The organism is Micromonospora echinospora (genome assembly GCF_900091495.1).
Classification (GTDB): domain Bacteria; phylum Actinomycetota; class Actinomycetes; order Mycobacteriales; family Micromonosporaceae; genus Micromonospora; species Micromonospora echinospora.
On sequence record NZ_LT607413.1, the window covers coordinates 7305113 to 7323159 of the forward strand.

Sequence of the window (18047 nt, forward strand, 5' to 3'; positions counted from 1 at the left end):
GCTACCTCCGAGGCACGCGGGACGTGCCCCATTTCCGCAGGTTGTGGCTTCGGCCGACGATTCTGCGCCCCTACCCGGGTCTTGCCGCAAGCCCCCCGGTGCGCTATACGTTAAGAGTGGCAGGGAGAGGTCTCCCTGCCTTTCTTTTTGCCTGCCGCGCGGAAATGGATCCCCGGTGTCGTCCCCGGGGCGGTCGGCCGCGACTACGGGCCGGGTGCCGGAGCGGCCGTCACCGGGCGTTCCCGGGGGTGCAGCAGCCGTCGGCGCAGTCCTCGTCCGTCGGTCCGCCCGGCGGCGCGACGAGCCGGGTGGTGGGCGCGCAGCAGGTGTCGCCGCGCCAGGCTTCACGGCCCTCCTTGACCGCGACGGCGGCGATGACCAGCGCGGCGACCGGGTCGGCCCAGGACCAGCCGAACAGGCTGTTCAGCCCCAAACCCACCAGGAGCACGGCGGACAGGTAGGTGCACAGCAGGGTCTGCTTGGAGTCGGCGACCGCCGAGCGCGAGCCGAGTTCCCGGCCGGCGCGGCGCTGCGCGTACGACAGCCCCGGCATGACCGCCAGTGACAGCGCGGCCAGGACCATGCCGACGCTGGAGTGCGCGGCCTCGGCGCCACCGACCAGGGCTCGCACCGACTCCACCGTCACGTACGCGGCGAGGGCGAAGAACGAGACCGCGATGACCCGCAGCGCCGCCTTCTCCCGGGACTCCGGGTCGCGGCCGGCGAACTGCCACGCCACCGCCGCCGCCGACGACACCTCGATCACCGAGTCCAGCCCGAAGCCGATCAGCGCGGTCGACGACGCGATCGTGCCGGCGGTGATCGCCACGACCGCCTCGACGACGTTGTAGGTGATCGTCGCGGCGACCAGCAACCGCACCCGGCGGGCGAGCACCGCCCGGCGCTGCGGCGACGGCCCCGCCGGGGTCAGGTCGATCAGGGGCAGGCTCATCAGCAACAGCCCTTCTCGTCGGAGGTCGGGCAGGCGGCCGGGTCGACCGTCAGCACCAGCCCCAGCAGGTCCCCGAGGGCGTGCGCCAGCTGCGGGTCGGCCAACTCGTACCGGGTCCGCCGCCCCTGCGGCACGGCGACGACCAGGCCGCAGCCGCGCAGACACGCCAGATGGTTCGACAGGTTCTGCCGGGTCGTCCCCAGCAGCTCGGCCAGTTCCGCCGGATAGCCCGGCCCGTCGCGCAGGGCCAGCAGCAGCCGCGCCCGGGTCGGATCCGACAGGGCATGGCCGAAGCGGGCCAACACCTGCCCGTACGTCAACGCCTCCACGCCATGGATAGTACATCGGATGCTGAACTGAACGGCCGAGCATGGCCGGTGACTCCCAGGTGACCCTCGGTCTTCACCCCGCCTGGGAGTAGAGCGGACGCTGTATCGGGGATCAGCTCCGCGAGGAGTACTGCTCCTCCGGCGCGACAGCGGGCTCGGGCTCAGGCTCGCCGAGGTCCCGCAGTTTGACCGCCACCACGGCGGCGGAGGCCGCGATCAGCACCGCGCCGATACCGGAGATCACCGCCAGCCCGTTGGTGAAGGCGTCGCGGGCCACCTCCGCGAGCCGGGCGCCTTCCGAGGCCGGGAGCCGCTGGGCCACCGTCAGGGCCTCGGCCAGCGTCTCGGCGGCACGATCGGACCACCCGGCGGAGACGCCGGCCGGCATCTGGTCACGGACCTGGCCGCTGTAGACGGCGGTGCCGACGCTGCCCAGCACGGCGAGGCCCAGGGCACCGCCGAACTCGTTGCCGGTCTCCGACACGGCGGAGGCCGCGCTGGCCCGTTCCGGCGGAGCCGAGCTGACGACCAGGTCGGTACCGAGGTTCAGGGCGGGCGCGATGCCGCTCGACATGATGGCGAGGCCGGTGACCAGCAGCGCGAAGTCCGTAGGGCCGACCTGGGTCACCAGCGCCAGACCGACGGCGGCCAGGCCCAGGGCCGCGGCCATCACGTACGCCCTGCGCGCCACGCGCAGCAGGCTGGTGGCGACCACCGTCCCGACCAGGCCGCCCACACTGCCCGGCAGCGTCCACAGCCCCGCCTCCAGCGGTGACAGGTCGTGGACCAGTTGCAGGGCCTGCACGATGAACAGGTTGATGCCGAACATCATGAAGGAGAGGGCGGCGAGCGTCCCGAGCGAGACCGAGAAACGCGCCTCGCGGAACAGGTCCAGATCGATGAGCGGGTCCGTCAGACGGCGCTGGCGGCGCAGGAAGAACCCGCCGGCGAGCAGCCCGGCGGCGATGGCCAGCAGCGCGACGGGGCCCACGCCCGCCCGGGCGATCTCCTTGATGCCGTACACCGCGGGCAGGACGGCGGCCAGCGACAGCGCGGAACTGGGCAGGTCCAGGCGTCCGGCGTGCTCCGCGCGGTACTCGGGCAGCAGAACTGGGCCGGCGACGAGCAGCAGCGCCATCACCGGCACCGCCATCAGGAAGACCGACCCCCACCAGAAGTGCTCCAGCACCAGGCCCCCGACGAGCGGACCACAGGAGGCGCCGATGGTGAAGCTCAACACCCAGACCGAGATGGCGATGGTGCGTTGGCGTTCGTCGAGGAACATCACGCGCAGCAGCGAGAGCGTCGACGGCATCAGGGTGGCGCCGGCGAGGCCCAGCAGCGCACGGGCGGCGATCAGCATCTCGGCGCTGTCGGCGTACGCCGCGAGCACCGACGCCGCCGCGAAGGCCACGGCGCCGGCCAGTAGCAGGCGCCGGCGGCCCGTACGATCCCCGAGCGTCCCCATGGTGATGAGGAAGCCCGCGACGAAGAAGCCGTAGATGTCGGTGATCCACAGTAGCTGCGAGCTCGTCGGGTTCAGGTCGACGCTAAGCCTCGGCACGGCGAGGTGCAGCACCGTCATGTCCATCACGATCAGCATTGCCGGTAGGGCCAGGACGGCGAGGCCCGTCCACTCCCTCAGGCCGGCCCGGGGGGCCTGCGCTTGGCTCATCGTGTCGTCCTTTCCAGGAGGCCGTCCTCGTCAGGCGGCCCACTCGTCGTTCTTGCGGTACCAGTCGACCGTGTCGGCCAGCGCGGCGCGGAGGTCGTGGCGTGGGGTCCAGCCCAGCTCGGTCCGGATCTTCGTGCTGTCCACCGAGTAGCGGCGGTCGTGGCCGGGACGGTCGGCGACGAACTCCACCCGGTCCCAGTCCGCGTCACAGAGTTCGAGCAGCACCGCCACGAGTGCGCGGTTGGTGAGCTCGGCGCCGCTGCCGATGTTGTAGATCTCCCCCGGCCGGCCCCTCGTGCGCACCCGTTCCAGCGCGTCCACGTGGTCCTCGACGTGCAGCCACTCGCGTGTGTTCTCGCCGGTGCCGTAGAGCGGCACGGTGCGTCCGGCGAGCAACCGGGTGACGAACAGCGGAATGATCTTTTCCGGGTACTGCCGCGGCCCGAAGTTGTTGCAGCAGCGGGTGACCACGACGTCCAGGCCGTAGGTGGTGTGGTAGCTCAGGGCGAGCAGGTCGCTGGCCGCCTTCGACGCCGAATACGGCGAGCTCGGTCGCAACGGGTGGCTCTCGGGCCAGGAGCCGCTGGCGATCGAGCCATACACCTCGTCGGTCGAGACGTGCACGAACCGACGTCCACCGTGGCGGCGTGCCGCCTCGAGGAGGGTGCCAGTGCCCAGCACGTTGGTGCGCACGAACTCCGCGCCGCTGGCGATGGACCGGTCCACATGAGTCTCCGCGGCGAAGTGGACGATCTCGTCGGCCGCCGCCACCAGATCGTCCACCAGCGAGGCGTCACAGATGTCGCCCCGGACGAACCGGAATCCCGGGCAGTCGCGGATTTCATCCAGGTTCGCCGCGTTGCCGGCATAAGTGAGTTTGTCAAGTACGGTGACTGACAGCCTGTCGTGATGCCCTTCCAACAGCACCCGGGCATAGTGGGAGCCGATGAACCCGGCGCCACCGGTGATCAAAATGTTCCTCGACACGATTGCTCCTCAAAAATCGGCGGTTCGGCTACGACCAGGGACGCTGCGACAACCGACTACTCAACGTGTTACACCGCGTCGCCATCGGCATAATGTGAGCCGCTGGACGCGTTCGATCTCGGCACGATCAGGCTGGTTCCCATCGACACGGGAGGTCATAGATGTCCTTCGATGTGAGGCACCCGCACCAATCGTTGCCCCTCGGCAACGCGGAACACCTCACTTCGCCGGGCCCGGCCGTACCGGGGGCGCGCGTCCTGATCGCGTCGGACTGCCCGGCCGTGGAGATCCTCCGGCAGGACGTGGTACGCCAGAACTACTCCGCCACCATCGCGACGACCGGTCGCGCCGTCCTGGAGACCTTCGCCTCCTACGACCTCATCCTGCTCGACACCGACCTGCCCGACCTCGACGGCGTCTCGGTCTCGCGCGCGATCCGCCAGATCAGCACGATCCCGATCATCGCCTTCGCCTCGGCCGACGAGATCGAGAAGGTCCTGCTGCTGGAGACCGGCTGCGACGACTGCATCGAACGGCCGTACCGGACCCGGGACCTGATCGCCCGGATCAAGGCCGTGCTGCGCCGCGCCGCGCTGGCCCAGTTCCACACGGCGCAGTACCCTGCGGCGGTCCCGCCCGCGCCGGCACGGCACCGTGTCGTGCCACCGCCCCCCGGGGCAGGGCACGACATGGTGCCGCACGAGGACCACGGCCGCATCGTCAGCGTGGCCGACCGGCTGGTCATCAACCCGGCGTTGCGCGAGTCCCGGCTGGACGGGCGGCTGCTGCCGCTGACCCGCAAGGAGTACGACCTGCTGGAGCTGCTCGCGTCGGCGCCCGGCCGCATCTTCGACCGGGCGGAGCTGATGACGAAGATCTGGGATTACCCGGCCGGTATGCCGATCAACGCCCAGACCAGCCGCACGATCGACACACACGTCAGCAGCCTGCGCAGGAAGCTCGGCCACCGCGACTGGATCGCCAACGTGCGTGGCGTGGGCTTCCGGTTGGACGTCCCGGGCCGGCGGCGCACGGACCGGGGCGCGCACCCCCGGCTCATGCCGGTGGCCCCGGGCGAGCGCCCAGGGCAGGGCGTACTCAGGCTGCTAGACGCCACCGAGTCTGCTTGACCTTGTCCTTACGGAAGGCGAAGACGGTGTGCGGCGCGATGCGCATGCCCCACGCCCGGCCGACGGCGCCCTCGTACAGGTCGCCGTCGACCTTGTAGTCCCACGCGGGGCCGTACTTCGCGCGGAAGGTCTCCGCGGCCGCCTCCAGCACGGCGCTGTCGGTGACCCGGGCCGCCTCGCCGGTCACGGTGACGTCCACCCCCGCACCCAGGACGTTCATGCCGGTCAGCATGGTGCAGCGCGGGTTGGCCCGCAGGTTGCGCATCTTCTGCTCGGTCGGCAGCGCGCAGAACCACAGCGCGCCGTCGTGCCACGCGCCGGCGACCGGGGTCACGTGCGGCGTCCCGGACGGCCGCACGGTCGAGAGCCAGTAGAGCTGCGCCCCGGCGAGCAGGTCCAGGGTGGCGGTCCAGTCCTCCGGGTCCGCGCCCGGGTAGCTGTAGCGGGGGTCGACGGTCACCTCGTAGGGCGTGCCGGACATCAGCGATCTCCCTTCACTAGCGTAGTGGCGGCCAGGGCCAGCTCCAGCTCGCGTCCGGCCTGTTCGCTCAGTCCCCGCCGGACCTCGGGGTACGAGCCGATGATCTTGTCTGCCTGGGTGTCGGGGTCGTACACGCCGCAGAGCGTGTCGAGGACCAGCTTGTCGATCCGGTTGCGGCGCACGATCTCGTCGTACGGCATCCGCGTGAAGGCCACCATCTGGTACAGCTGGGTGAACTCGGCGGGGTGCCGCTCGTGCAGGCGGCGTTCCAGGCGCTTGCGGCGGTGGAACTCCTCGTCGGCGATGTGCTCGCTCAGCTCGTGCAGGTTCTCCATCGACAGCTGCGAGATCGCCTGCCCTGCGGCCACCCGGCGCTCGCTGAACTCGGCGCACGCCGCCCGGACCGCCTCGTGCCGGTCGACACCCGAGGTCAGGTACTTGTCGAGAAGTTCACACAGGACGGCGGCGTCCTCGAAGCTGCAGTTGATGCCCTGCCCGAAGAACGGGACGATGGTGTGCGCGGAGTCCCCCACCAGCACGGCCCGGCCGTAGTTGTACGGCGCGCAGTCGACCACCTTGAGCAACGCCGGGCGGATCCGGACCACCTCCTCCGCCACGTACGGCAGCGACGCGACGATGTCCGGGTACTCCCGCTCGAAGTGCGCGCGTACCGCCCGCCCGTCGGTCAGGGAACGGAAGCGCAACTCGCCCCGGTCGTTCTCCACCGGCATGAACAGCGTGGTGGTCGCGCTACCGTCCCGGTTGGGCTGCGCCTGAAGGAAGTGGTCGGTTCGCGGCCACAGGTGCATCCCGTCCGGTTCCAGTCCGGCGGATCCCTCGGCGGTGAGGGTCACCTCGACATGGCCGTGCGAGATGTAGCGCTGGTGGACCTGCATCCGGGCGCCGGTCTTCGACAACTCGTAGCGCAGGGCGCTGTTCGCGCCGTCGCAGCCGATCAGGATGTCGCCGGCGGCCCGGCGCACGGTGCGGTTCGAGTCGACGAACATCGCCTCACTGCGGTGCGCGTCGGCCCCCACGCAGGCGTGACCGAAGAAGATCTCGGCCCCCGCGGCCCGCGCCTCGGCCAGCAGGTTGCGCTGCAGCTCACGCCGGGGCACCGACAGCAGATGGTGGGCGTCGCTGACCCCGTACGGCTGGTGGGTCAGCGTGCCGTCGCGGTGGTGCACGATCCGCTGCCGCAGGATCGTGCCCGTCTCGTAGATGCGCTCGCGCAGCCGCCGGTGCAGCACGCTGAGCCCACGGTGTGTGAGGGTCAGGTTGAACGAGCGGCCGGTGCCCTGCTGGAGCGCGGTGTCCGCGGTGCACTTCTCGTACAGCTCGACCTCGAAGTCACGGCGCCGCAGTTCCACGGCCAGGAGGCAGCCCACCGGGCCGGCACCGACGATGACCGCCTTGGGTCTGGTTGCTGACATGTGGAGGAGTCCTTCCCTGAGGTCACGGCGCCGGTGTGGGGGCGAGCTGGCCGGTCTCGGTGAAGTACGCGAGCATCGAGGTGATCCACCCCGGGTCGACCGTGGGCATCTCCAGGCCGAGCCTGGCCAGGTCACCGATGGTGCGGTCGTTGACGTACCGGTGCTCGCCCAGCTTCATGGCGCCCTCGCGGAACAGTGGGACCAGGCTCGCCAGCGAGCTGCCGTCCGGGTCGGCCGGCGCGGCTTCCAGGGCCGCCAGCCACTCCTGCGCGGACACCGTCCGGGGACGGCGCCCGACCGAGGCCAGGGCGGTGAGGACGGTCTCCCAGTCCATGCCGGTGGGGTGGAAGATGTGCACCGTACGGTTCTGGACCTGTTCCGAGCGGGAGAGCCGGACCACCGCGTCGGCCACCAGGTCCACCGGCAGCAGGTCGACCGGCCGGCCCAGGTCGTCCGGCACCACCCCCAACTGCAGGAAGCTCTTGATCTGCAGCCAGAAGAAGTCGTCCGTGCGGCACGCGCCGGTGGTCGAGTCGGGGCCGATCCGGCCGATGCGGTGCACGGTGACCGGCACGCCGCGCGCCCGCGCCACCAGGGCCAGCCGTTCGGCGACCCACTTGCTCTGTGCGTAGCTGATGCCCAGGCCCTCGGCCGTGGCGGGAACGCTCTCCTCGTCGATCACCCGGGCCGGCTCGGCCGGCGAGAAGACCGCCAGCGTCGACATGTGGTGCAGTGGCTTGAGCACGGTGTCGGCGCAGAACTCCGCCACGCGCACGAAGCCGTCGACGTTGGACGGCCGGACCGAGACGTACGGCGCGGAGAAGTTGATGTGCGCCGCGGCGTGGTACACCGCCTCGATCCGGCCGGCGAGATCCCGGTAGTCCGCCTCGGACAGCCCGAAGCGCTCCCGGGCGAGGTCACCGGCGACCACCCGGACCCGGGAGAGGTCCACGCCCACCCGGTACCGCCGACAGGTCTCCTCCACCCGGGCACGGCCCTGTTCCTCGTCGTCGGCGCGGACCAGGCAGTACACCTCGTACCCCGCCGCCTGCAACGCCCTGAGCAGGAAGCCGCCGAGGAACCCGGTGACACCGGTGAGCAGCACCGTCCGGGCCGTACGCGGATCGGCGCGGCGCACGACCCGGAGCTCCAGTCCGTCCAGCAGTCGGGTGTCCGCCCAGAGGTCCGGACCGGCGGCCCCGTCGTGTCCGGCCCGGATGTCGTCGATCCGGGCCGCCATGCCGGCCAGGCTCGGCGTCGCGAGCAGGGCGCTGAGGGCCAGGCCCACCTCGAACTCCTCCTCCAGCGCCTGTCGCAGCCGCACCGCCAGCAGGGAGTGGCCGCCGGCCGAGAAGAAGTCGGTGTCCGGCCCGAATCCGGCGCCGGGCAGCAGCCCGGCCCACACTGCGGCGACCCGCTGCTCGGTCTCGGAGAGCGGGCGACCGTCGACGTCCTCGCGCTGCGCGGGCAGGTCGGCCGCTCGCGCGGCGAGGGCCTTGCGGTCGGTCTTGCCGCTCGGGGCGACCGGCAGACGGTCCAGGGTCACGAACCGCGACGGCACCATGTACGCCGGCAGCGCACGTCCCAGCCGTGCTCGCAGGTCGTCGGGGACCACCGGCGTCCCCCCGCCGGTGCACACGAAGGCGACCAGGTGCCGGTGACCGGGGCCGTACTCGGCGGCCACCACCGCGGACGCCGTGATGCCCGGCAGTTCGTTCAGGGCGGCCTCCACCTCGCCCGGCTCGATCCGGTAGCCCCGGATCTTGATCTGCTCGTCCACGCGGCCCAGGTGGACCAGCCCGTCCGAGACGGTGAGGGTCACCAGGTCGCCGGTGCGGTAACACCTCGCCCCCGGCTCGTCGACGTACGGGTCCGGCAGGAACCGCTCGCGCGTCTGCGCGGGCAGGTTCAGGTAGCCGCGGCCCACCACCGGGCCGCCGACGTACAGCTCGCCGCGCACGCCGAACGGCACCGGGCGCCGCTCCTCGTCGAGCACGTACGCACGGACGTTGCCGGCGACCTGGCCGATCGCGGGGCGTTCGGGCCACGACGACGGGTCCCGGGGCAGCCGCAGCGCGCTGACCAGGTGCGCCTCCGACGGTCCGTACGCGTTGATCAGCACGGCCGGGGTGCACCGGCGGAACATCTCGCGGATCTGGGCGGTCACGACCAGCGCTTCCCCCGTGGTGCAGACCTCGGCGAGGTCCGGCAGCGCGACGTCCTCCCGGGTGACCACGGTGGCCAGTTCCTGTAGCGCCACGTAGGGCAGGAAGACACGGTTCACCTTCCGCTCCCGCAGATGGTCCGCGAGCCGGCGCAGGTCGGTGCGCATCTCCTCGGTCGGGACGACCACCGTGCCGCCCGCGCAGAGCGTGCAGAAGATCTCCATGAACGACACGTCGAAGGAGATCGACATGTACTGCAGGGTGCGGGCGGCCCCGCCCAGCCCGGACAGGTCGTCCTGTCGGTGGACGAGATTGGTGATGGTGACGTCGTTGATGACCACCCCCTTCGGCCGGCCGGTCGAGCCGGACGTGTAAACGATGTACATCTCGTCGCCGGGCTCACGCCGCTCCGCCAGGTCACCGTCGTCGACGGGCAGGTCCACACCGGCCAGGTCGACGACCGTGGTACCCGCGGGCACCTCGGCCGGCGGGCGGCCACGCACGAGCAGGATCCCCGGGCGCGCGTCGCGCAGCATCAGCGTGAGGCGTTCCGGCGGGTACCCGGGATCCAGCGGCACGAACGACGCCCCGCTCTTGAGCACGGCCAGCAACGCGACGACCGCGTCCGGGCCGCGCTCCAGCCCGATGGCCACCCGGGTGCCCCGGCGCGCGCCGTGCCGGCCCAGGACCCGGGCCAGCCGGTTCGCCGCGGCGTTGAGCTGCCCGTACGTCAGCTCCCCGGCCGGGGACTCCAGCGCGACCCGGTCGGCGTGGTCGCGTACCCGGGCCTCGAACAGCTCCGGGACCGACTGCCGCGCCGGGCGCTCGTCCACCGGCCCCGGCCACGCCCCGGCCAGCTCACGCAGCTCGGCCTCGGGAATCCAGCGCACCTCGCGCACGTCGCGGCCGGGGTCGTCCAGCAGATCCGTCAGCACCGTGCGGAACCGCTCCGCCATCCGGGCCACGGTGTCGTGGTCCAGCACCGCCGGGTCGTACTCGAAGGTCAGCCCGACGTGGTCCACGCCCTCCTCGGCCACCAGCGCGAGGTCGTACTTCGGTGCGCCGGTGACGTGCCGCCACCCGTCCGAGCCCAGGCCCAGGTGGCGCAGGTCGCGCCGCTCCGCGGGCATGATCGTCACCATCGTCTGGAACAGGGGCGACCGGCCGCCGGCGCGGTTCGGCGCCACCGTCTCGACGACCCGTTCGAACGGCACGTTCTTGTGCCGCAGCGCGGCCCGGACCTCGTCCCGGGTCGCGACCAGCAGCTCGGTGCCCGTACGGCCCGGGGCCACCCGGTGCCGCAGGACCACCGTGTTGACCAGGTGGCCGATGACGTGCTGGTCCGCCGAGCGGTCCCGCAGCGAGACCGGCAGGCCGACCATGAGGTCCTGCTGACCGGTGTGCCGGTGCATCAGCAGCGCGTACGCGGCCAGCAACGCGACAGCCGGGGTCACCCCGTGCGCGGCTGCCCGCTCCCGCAGCCGGGCGGTCTCGGGCGCGGTGAGTTCCGTGCGCACCGACTCCGCGGCGGCCGAGCCGCGCCGCCCCGCGGGACGGTCCAGCGGCAGGTCCAGCAGCGGCGGGGCCCCGGCCAGGTGCTCGGTCCAGTACGCCAGGTCCGCCTCGCCGGCCGGGCGCAGAGCCGCGACCGCCTCCCGGAACTGGGGGGCCGCCGCCTCCCGTGGCAGCTCCTCGCCGGCCACCAGCCGCCCGTACGCGGTGAGCCACTCGCTGAGCAGCACCGACCAGGAGAAGCCGTCGAACACCGCGTGGTGCACGCTGACCAGCAGCACCGTCCCGTCCGGGCCGGCGTCGACGCACAACGCGCTCAGCAGCGGCCCGTCGGCCAGGTCGAGGTGCTCGGCCGCGAGTTCCGCCGCGAGCTTGCCGGCCTCGCCGGCGGACGCGACGGCGGCGGTGCGGAAGTTGAACCGTGGCTCGACCGCCACCCGCTGCATCAGCGTGCCGTCGCGCATCTCGAACGTGGTGCGCAGGCTCTCGTGGCGGCCCACGACGTGCTTTAGTGCCATCCGCAGCGGACCGGGGTCGAGCGGACCGGGGAAGTGCAGCGAGACCGGCGAGTTGTACGCGGTCCGCGCGTCCCCGAACTCGCTGAGGTACCAGATCCCGGCCTGCCCCGCCGTGGCCGGCCACATCGACGCGTCGCCGGGGGCCGCCGGCGGGCCGGCCGGCGTCGCCGGGCCGGTGGACAGCCGTGCGACCAGTTCCTCGGGACTGCCGGACGCGGCGACGTCGCCGGGGTCGACATCACGCCCGAGGATGTCGGCCAGCTCGGCGGCGAGCACGTCCGGCCGCCCCGCGGCGCTGCGCCAGCGGTCCCGCACCACGGTGAGCAGGGCGCCGGTCATGCCGGCACCCCCGGGCGGCTCTGACGCAGGGCACGGATGTGTCCGGCCAGGCTCGCGGCGTTGTCGTGCTGGAAGATGTCCTCCGGCCGGACGTCGACGCCCATGACGTCGTGCAGGCTCGCCGCGAGCTGGATGATCTGCAGCGAGTTCGCGCCAGAGGCCAGGAACGAGTCGCGCACCCCGATCGGCTGCCGTCCGGTCACGCCCGCCAGCAGGCTCGTCACCGTGGCGGCGAGGACGTCCTCGGCGGTGGGGCGCGGCCCCGCCGACCCATCCGGCTCGACCAGGACAGCCCGCGGCTCCTGCAGGGCCATCCGGTCCAGCTTGCCGTTGACGTTGACCGGCAGCTCGGCCAGGTGGTGGACCCGGGCCGGCAGCATGTAGTCGGGCACCCGGCCCTTCAGGTCCGCCAGCAGCGCCTCGGTGCTCGGCGGCTCACCCGTGGCGGTGGTACAGAACAGGACCAGCTCCTTCTGGCCGTCGGTGCCGTCCACCGCCCGCACCACCGCCCGCTGCACCAGGCCACCCTGCTCGGCGGCGAGTTCGACCTCGCGCAGCTCGACACGGAAGCCCCTGATCTTGACCATCTGGTCGGTCCGCCCCACCAGGACCACCTCGCCGGCCGGATTGGTCCGCGCCCAGTCGCCGGTGCGCAGCAGCCGTACGCCATCGACGGTGGGGAACTTCGCCGCGGTCTCGTCCGACGACGCGAGGTACCCCTGGGCCATACCGGCGCCGCTGATGCACATCTCCCCCACCTCGCCGGGCGCACACGGGGTCAGGTCCTCGCGGAGCACGTGCAGTCCCACACCGGGCAGCGGCCGGCCGATCGGCACCACCCCGAGCCGCAGGTCCTCCTCGGTCATCGGGTGCACCGCGGTCAGCGCCGAGTTCTCGGTGCAGCCGAAGGCGTTGTAGACGGTGCCCGGCACCGCCTTCATGACCCGCTCCAGGTGGGCCAGCGACGGGAAGTCCCCGCTGACGATCAGCGTACGGATCCCGGCGAACGCCTCCGGGTGAGCGTCGACCAGCAGGTTCATCAGGCCGCCCGGCAGGTTGAGGAAGGTGACGCCGCACTCGGTGATGGTGCTCGCCAGCCTCGGCAGCGACGGCAGTTGCGACGGCAGGATCACGACCCGGGCGCCGTGCAGCAGGCTCAGCCAGATGTCCGTCGTGGACGCGGCGAACGAGTACGGCGCGAGCTGCAGGAAGCAGTCGTCCGGACGGACCGTCACCTCCCCGTTGTAGGACGCGACCCGGGCGATGCCGCGGTGGGCGATCCGCACTCCGCGGGGACGGCCGGTCGAGCCGGAGGTGAACAGGACGAAGGCGGTGCTTTCCGGGTCGGTGCACAGGCCCGGGCTGGTGTCGTCCAGCCCGGTGCTCGCGGCCAGCAGCTCGTGGACGTCACGCTCGACGGTCACGGAGCCCAGTCCCGCCGGCACGTCGCGCAGGGTCAGCGGCAGGTCCGCCTCACGGGCGACCGAGCGGCGCACGGCGACCGGGTGCGCGGGATTCAACGGGACCACGACGGCGCCGGCCTTGAGCAGCCCGATGATGGCGACGTAGAGCTCCAGGCACCGCGACATGTGGAGCCCGACCCGGGTGCCCGGGACCACGCCCTCGTCCCGGAGCCGGCGCGCGAGGCGGTTCGCGGCGGCGTCGAGCTCGCGGTACGTCAGCGACGACGAGCCGTACTGCAGCGCGACCCGGTCGCCGGCCGCGCGGGCGGCAGCCTCGAATGCCACGGGGATGGTGGGGACGTCTCGCAGATGCGGGATGGTGTGCACGCTTCCTCCTGCGCAGCATCGGATGGCCGCCGCGGCGGGGGCCGCGGCGGCCGGGGATCGATGGAGAGGCTTCCCACTCAGGCGGGCAGCGAGGCCCGCAGGTAGTCGGCCGTGGTCGTACGGCCCTCGGCGGCCATCTCGGCCGGGGTGCCGGTGAAGACCACCTGGCCGCCGTGCTCGCCGGCGCCGGGACCGATGTCGATGACCCAGTCGCTGTGCTTGACGACGTCGAGGTCGTGCTCGATCGCGACGACCGTGTTGCCGGCGTCGACCAGGCGGTCCAACAGGGCGAGCAGGTTCTGCACGTCCGCCATGTGCAACCCGGTGGTGGGCTCGTCGAAGACGTACACGCTGCCGCTCTCGTGCAGGCGGTCGGCGAGCTTGAGCCGCTGACGTTCGCCGCCGGACAGCATGGACAGCGGACGCCCGAGGGTGAGGTAGCCGAGCCCGACGTCGCGCAGCGGGTCCAGCCGCTTCACGATCGCCCGGTCGCGGAACCAGTCGCGGCTCTCCTCCACGGTCAGGTCCAGCACCTCGGCGATGTTGCGCCCGTCGATGCGGTGCGCCAGGACGTCCTGGCGGTAGCGCGTGCCGCCGCAGACCTCGCAGACGACGGTCACCGGGTCCATGAAGGCCAGGTCCGTGGTGATCGTGCCACGGCCCTTGCACTCCGGGCAGGCGCCCTTGGCGTTGAAGCTGAACAGGCTCGCGTCCAGGCGGTGCGCCGCGGCGAACTGCTTGCGGACGAGGTCCCACACCCCGGTGTAGGTGGCCGGCGTGGACCGCGGGTTGATCCCGACCGCGGACTGGTCCAGCACGATGGCCTGCGGGTACTCGGCGGCGAAGACCTTGGAGACGAGCGTCGACTTGCCCGAGCCGGCCACGCCGGTGACCGAGGTCAGCACGCCCAGGGGAAAGTCCACGTCCACGCCACGCAGGTTGTGCAGCTTCGCGTTGCGGATCGGCAGGGTGCCGGTGGGCTTGCGCGTCCGCGGCTTCAGCCCCGGCAGGGCCTTGAACGCCCGGCCGGTGACGGTGTCGCTGGCGGCCAGCTCCTTGACGCTCCCGGTGAAGACGATCTCGCCGCCCGCCGCGCCGGGCCCCGGCCCCACGTCGATGACGTGGTCGGCGATCTCGATGACGTCCCGGTTGTGCTCGACGATCAGCACGGTGTTGCCCTTGTCGCGCAACGCGGTGAGCAGGTCCGTGAGCCGGTTCACGTCGTGGGCGTGCAGGCCGACGCTGGGCTCGTCGAAGATGTACGTCATCCCGGTCAGCGAGGAACCCAGGTGCCGGACCGTCTTCAGGCGCTGCCCCTCACCGCCGGAGAGCGTACGGGTCGGCCGGTCGAGGGTGAGGTAGCCCAGGCCGACCGAGACGATCCGGCGCAGTGACGCCAGCGCGGCCGGCACGACCGGGCCGGGCCAGCGGTCCTCCACCCGCTCCAGCTCGGTCACCAGGTCGCCGATCTCCATGGCGCAGTAGTCGGCGAGGTTGCGCCCGTCGATCCGGGACTCCAGGGCGGCCGGCGCGAGCCGCGCCCCCCGGCACGCCGGGCAGAGCTGCTCGGTGACCACCTTCTCGGTGGCGCGGCGTTCCTTGTCCTTCAACGAGTCCAGGCCGGGCTTGACGAAGCGCCGGGTGAACCGCAGCACCAGGCCCTCGTAGTCGTTCACGGCCACGTTGTTGAACTCGTCCGGCCGGGTCGTCTGGAAACCCTCGCCGTACAGCAGGAGGTCCATCTCCTGCTCGGTGTACCGGGCCAGCGGCTTGTTGGCGTCGAAGAGCGGCTCGAGGTCCGCGCCGCGGGCCTTGCCCTCCTGGTAGCGGCTGACCTGGGCGTAGCGCTTCCAGTAGTTCGTGCCGACCGCGAAGTTGGGGTGCTGGATCGCGCCCTCGTTGAGCGACAGGTTCCGGTCGAGGAGCTTGTCGACGTCGAGCTGCAGGGTGGTGCCCAGGCCCTCGCACTCGGGGCACATGCCCTGCGGGTCGTTGAACGAGTAGAAGTTCGACGGTCCGGCGCTGGGCTCGCCGTAGCGGGAGAACATCACCCGCAGGATCGGGTTCACCTCGGTCATCGTGCCGACGGTGGACCGGTTCCCGCCGCCCACCGCCTTCTGGTCGACCACGATGGCCGGGCTCAGGTTCTCGATGAGCTCGAACTCCGGCCGCTCGTAGCGGGGCAGGCGGTTGCGGATGAAGGCCGGAAAGACCTCGTTGAGCTGCCGCTGGGACTCGACGGCGATGGTGCCGAACACCAGGGAGGACTTGCCCGAGCCGGACACGCCGGTGACCACGGTGAGCGCGCCCAGCGGTATCCGCAGGTCGACGCCCTTCAGGTTGTGGGTACGCGCTCCGGTCACCACGATGTGCTGCCTGTCTGAGGACATAGTGTCCTGGTTCCTCCATACGTATTCGTCCGTCATCGACATGTCCTTTCTTACCCGCCCACGGGAACCGCGCCAGTACCCTCCGTGGCCAGGTCGCGCCACGAGATCCGGCCCCCACGGGTGGCCAGGTCGCCCAGCAGCCGGTCCACCGGGGCGTCCGGTAGCTGGGCGAACCACTCGGCGCTGAGCCGGCCGATGCGCTGGGTGTGCTCCACGACGGGGCGGCGCTCGGCCTCGTACGCGCTCAGGGCGTCCGCCAGCCGCGGCTCCGCGCACAGCGCCGCCGCCAGCACCCGCGCGTCGTCCAGGGCCAGCCGGGTACCGGAGCCGACGGAGTAGTGCGCGGTGTGCGCGGCGTCGCCGACGAGGACCACGTTGCCGCTGGACCAGGTGCGGTTGCGCACCTCGTGGAACCGGCTCCACCGGGAACGGTTCTCCAGCAGACGCGCCCCGCCCAGCGGGCCGGCGAACCACTCGGTGAGCGCGGCGGGCGTCGGGTGGCCCGGCGCCTCGACCAGGAAGGTGCTGCGGTCGGGTCCGTACGGGTAGGCGTGTGCCACGGCCGGGCCGGCGGGCGTCTCGACGACCAGGAACGTCAGGTCGTCGAACGCCCGCCCGGCACCGAGCCAGATGTAGTCCACCCCGATCTGCCGTGTGGTGGTGCCGAAGGCCTGCGCCCGCTGCCCACGGGTGACCGACCGCGCCCCGTCCGCCGCCACGACGAGGTCGTACCCGTCGGCGGCCGGATCCACGGCGCCCTGCGCGAGCCGGACCCCCAGCTCGGCACAGCGCCGGCGCAGCACCCGCAGCAGGGTGCGCCGGTCCATGGCGCCGAGGCGGGGCGCCCCGATGGAGGCCGAGCGTCCGTGCCGGTGGACGGTCAGCCGGTCCCAGCCCGTCACGTGGGTGGCCAGTTCGTCGGCGAGACCGGGGTCCACGTCCCGGAACACCTCCACCGCCGCCGGCGGCAGCACCACGCCGAAGCCGTACGTGTCCTCGACGCCGGCCCGGTCCCGGACGGTGATCTCGTCATCCCGACCGGACCGGGCCGCGAACACGGCGAACGCCAACCCGGCTGGCCCGCCGCCGTTGACCAGGATCCTCATCGGCCGTCCCGGATCAGCTCGCCGATCCGGTGGATCACCGACGCGGCCGGCGGCATGGCGGCCATCTCGGCGGCCACGTCCCGGGCCGCGCGACGCGGTCGGGGGTCGCGCAGCACGGCCTCCAGCGCGACGGTCACGGTGTCCGGGTCGACCGAGTCGAGGTCGAGGGTAGGACCGGCGCCCCGGGCGGTCACCGAGCGGGCGTTGCTCACGTTGACGGTGCCCGGCATCGGCAGCGACACCTGCGGAACCCCGGCGGCGAACGAGCTGAGCACGGTGCCGGAGCCGCCGTGGTGCACGACCGCGTCGGCCGTGTCCAGCAGCGCCCGCAGCGGCAGCCAGCGCTCCGGTCGCACGTGCGGCGGCAGCTCGGCGGGCAGCTCGGGCAGGTCCGCGTCGGCGGTGAGCAGGATCAGCTCGGCGCCCAGGCGCCCGGTCGCGATGACGATGTCACGGTAGAGGCGTCCGTCGAGGGTCATCGCCGCCGCCGACCCGCAGGTGGCGACCACCCGGGGTACGTCACCGCGCCGCAGCGCCCAGTGCGGCAGCGTCCCACCGTTGTTGAAGCAGCCGTAGCGCATCGGGAGGACGTGCTGCGGCTTGCCGATGGCGGTCGGCACGTCGGTGAAGTTGGCCAGCGAGGCGGGCAGGACGTCGATCTCGAACGCGGCCTCGGTGACCGACTCCACGCCCAGCCGGGCGGCGTGCGGGGCGAGATGTTCCAGGGCCGGTCCGAACGTGGGCAGCGGTGTGCCGTAGCCGTGCAGCACGGCCGGGATACCGACCGCCCGGGCCGCCACCAGCGCGGCGGCGTGGATCCCCGGGTACACCACCGCGTCGGCGTGCCAGTCCCGGGCGATCGTGACGAGGTCGTCGAGCTGCCGGGCGCCGACCTCGCCGAACTGCCGGCCGTGCACGGCCAGCGACGTCGGATCGTCCGGGGCCTCGCCCGCCTCACCGCGGGCGAGCATGTCCAGCAGGTCGTCGTACGGCTGCCGGGCCTGCCGGCTCCCACCGGCGTCGGCGGTGACCAGGCCGGCGGCGACCGCGGTACGCGCGGCCGGGCCGGACGTCGCCACGAGCACGTCGTGCCCGGCGGCCAGCGCGGCGTGGGCGAGCGGTACCAGCGGCATGACGTGCGACGCGACGGGCATCGAGGTGAACAGGTAACGCATGATCAGCTCCTCAGCGGCCGGCGGGGGCGGGGATCAGCAGACCGAACTCGGTGGCCGGTGACGGC

At 72.3% G+C, this 18047-nt stretch carries 12 protein-coding genes; 1 reads left to right on the top strand and 11 read right to left on the bottom strand.

Annotated features, from left to right (window positions below; genetic code table 11):
- Window positions 1-229: 229 nt before the first annotated feature.
- The 4 genes from GA0070618_RS31035 to rfbB form a co-directional block, all read right to left on the bottom strand.
- On the bottom strand, window positions 230-952 hold the full coding sequence (locus GA0070618_RS31035; protein WP_088984812.1) for a cation transporter: 723 nt from the start codon (window positions 950-952) through the stop codon (window positions 230-232).
- The gene (locus GA0070618_RS31040) at window positions 952-1281 is read right to left on the bottom strand and encodes an ArsR/SmtB family transcription factor (RefSeq protein WP_172900350.1); all 330 of its coding nucleotides are present in this window, start codon (window positions 1279-1281) and stop codon (window positions 952-954) included. The genes GA0070618_RS31035 and GA0070618_RS31040 overlap by 1 nt, the downstream gene beginning before the upstream one ends.
- A 112-nt stretch (window positions 1282-1393) precedes the next feature.
- The gene (locus tag GA0070618_RS31045; protein WP_088984814.1) at window positions 1394-2956 is read right to left on the bottom strand and encodes an MFS transporter; all 1563 of its coding nucleotides are present in this window, start codon (window positions 2954-2956) and stop codon (window positions 1394-1396) included.
- 30 nt (window positions 2957-2986) lie between these two features.
- Window positions 2987-3943, bottom strand: a complete 957-nt coding sequence (gene rfbB / locus GA0070618_RS31050) for a dTDP-glucose 4,6-dehydratase (RefSeq protein ID WP_088984815.1) — start codon at window positions 3941-3943, stop codon at window positions 2987-2989.
- 161 nt (window positions 3944-4104) lie between these two features.
- On the opposite strand from rfbB, the gene GA0070618_RS31055 reads away from it, so the two are divergent.
- Window positions 4105-5073 (top strand): response regulator transcription factor, encoded by a 969-nt coding sequence (locus GA0070618_RS31055; protein ID WP_088984816.1) that lies wholly within the window; start codon window positions 4105-4107, stop codon window positions 5071-5073.
- Here GA0070618_RS31055 and GA0070618_RS31060 read toward each other — a convergent pair.
- The 7 genes from GA0070618_RS31060 to GA0070618_RS31090 form a co-directional block, all read right to left on the bottom strand.
- Complete coding sequence (locus GA0070618_RS31060) at window positions 5042-5554, bottom strand: pyridoxamine 5'-phosphate oxidase family protein (protein WP_088984817.1); 513 nt, start codon at window positions 5552-5554, stop codon at window positions 5042-5044. The genes GA0070618_RS31055 and GA0070618_RS31060 overlap by 32 nt on opposite strands.
- On the bottom strand, window positions 5554-6987 hold the full coding sequence (locus GA0070618_RS31065) for an FAD-dependent oxidoreductase (protein ID WP_088984818.1): 1434 nt from the start codon (window positions 6985-6987) through the stop codon (window positions 5554-5556). Before GA0070618_RS31065 ends, GA0070618_RS31060 begins: the two co-directional genes overlap by 1 nt.
- 22 nt (window positions 6988-7009) lie before the next feature.
- Window positions 7010-11521, bottom strand: a complete 4512-nt coding sequence (locus tag GA0070618_RS31070; protein WP_088984819.1) for a non-ribosomal peptide synthetase — start codon at window positions 11519-11521, stop codon at window positions 7010-7012.
- Complete coding sequence (locus GA0070618_RS31075; protein ID WP_211296289.1) at window positions 11518-13311, bottom strand: non-ribosomal peptide synthetase; 1794 nt, start codon at window positions 13309-13311, stop codon at window positions 11518-11520. Before GA0070618_RS31075 ends, GA0070618_RS31070 begins: the two co-directional genes overlap by 4 nt.
- Window positions 13312-13388: 77 nt before the next feature.
- On the bottom strand, window positions 13389-15701 hold the full coding sequence (locus GA0070618_RS31080; RefSeq protein ID WP_088984821.1) for an excinuclease ABC subunit UvrA: 2313 nt from the start codon (window positions 15699-15701) through the stop codon (window positions 13389-13391).
- A 50-nt stretch (window positions 15702-15751) separates the two neighbouring features.
- A complete protein-coding gene (locus tag GA0070618_RS31085; RefSeq protein WP_088984822.1) occupies window positions 15752-16807 on the bottom strand; it encodes an FAD-dependent monooxygenase in 1056 nt (351 codons plus the stop codon).
- Entirely contained in the window at window positions 16804-17982 is a 1179-nt protein-coding gene (locus GA0070618_RS31090) for a glycosyltransferase (protein ID WP_088984823.1), read from the bottom strand. Before GA0070618_RS31090 ends, GA0070618_RS31085 begins: the two co-directional genes overlap by 4 nt.
- Window positions 17983-18047: the final 65 nt, after the last annotated feature.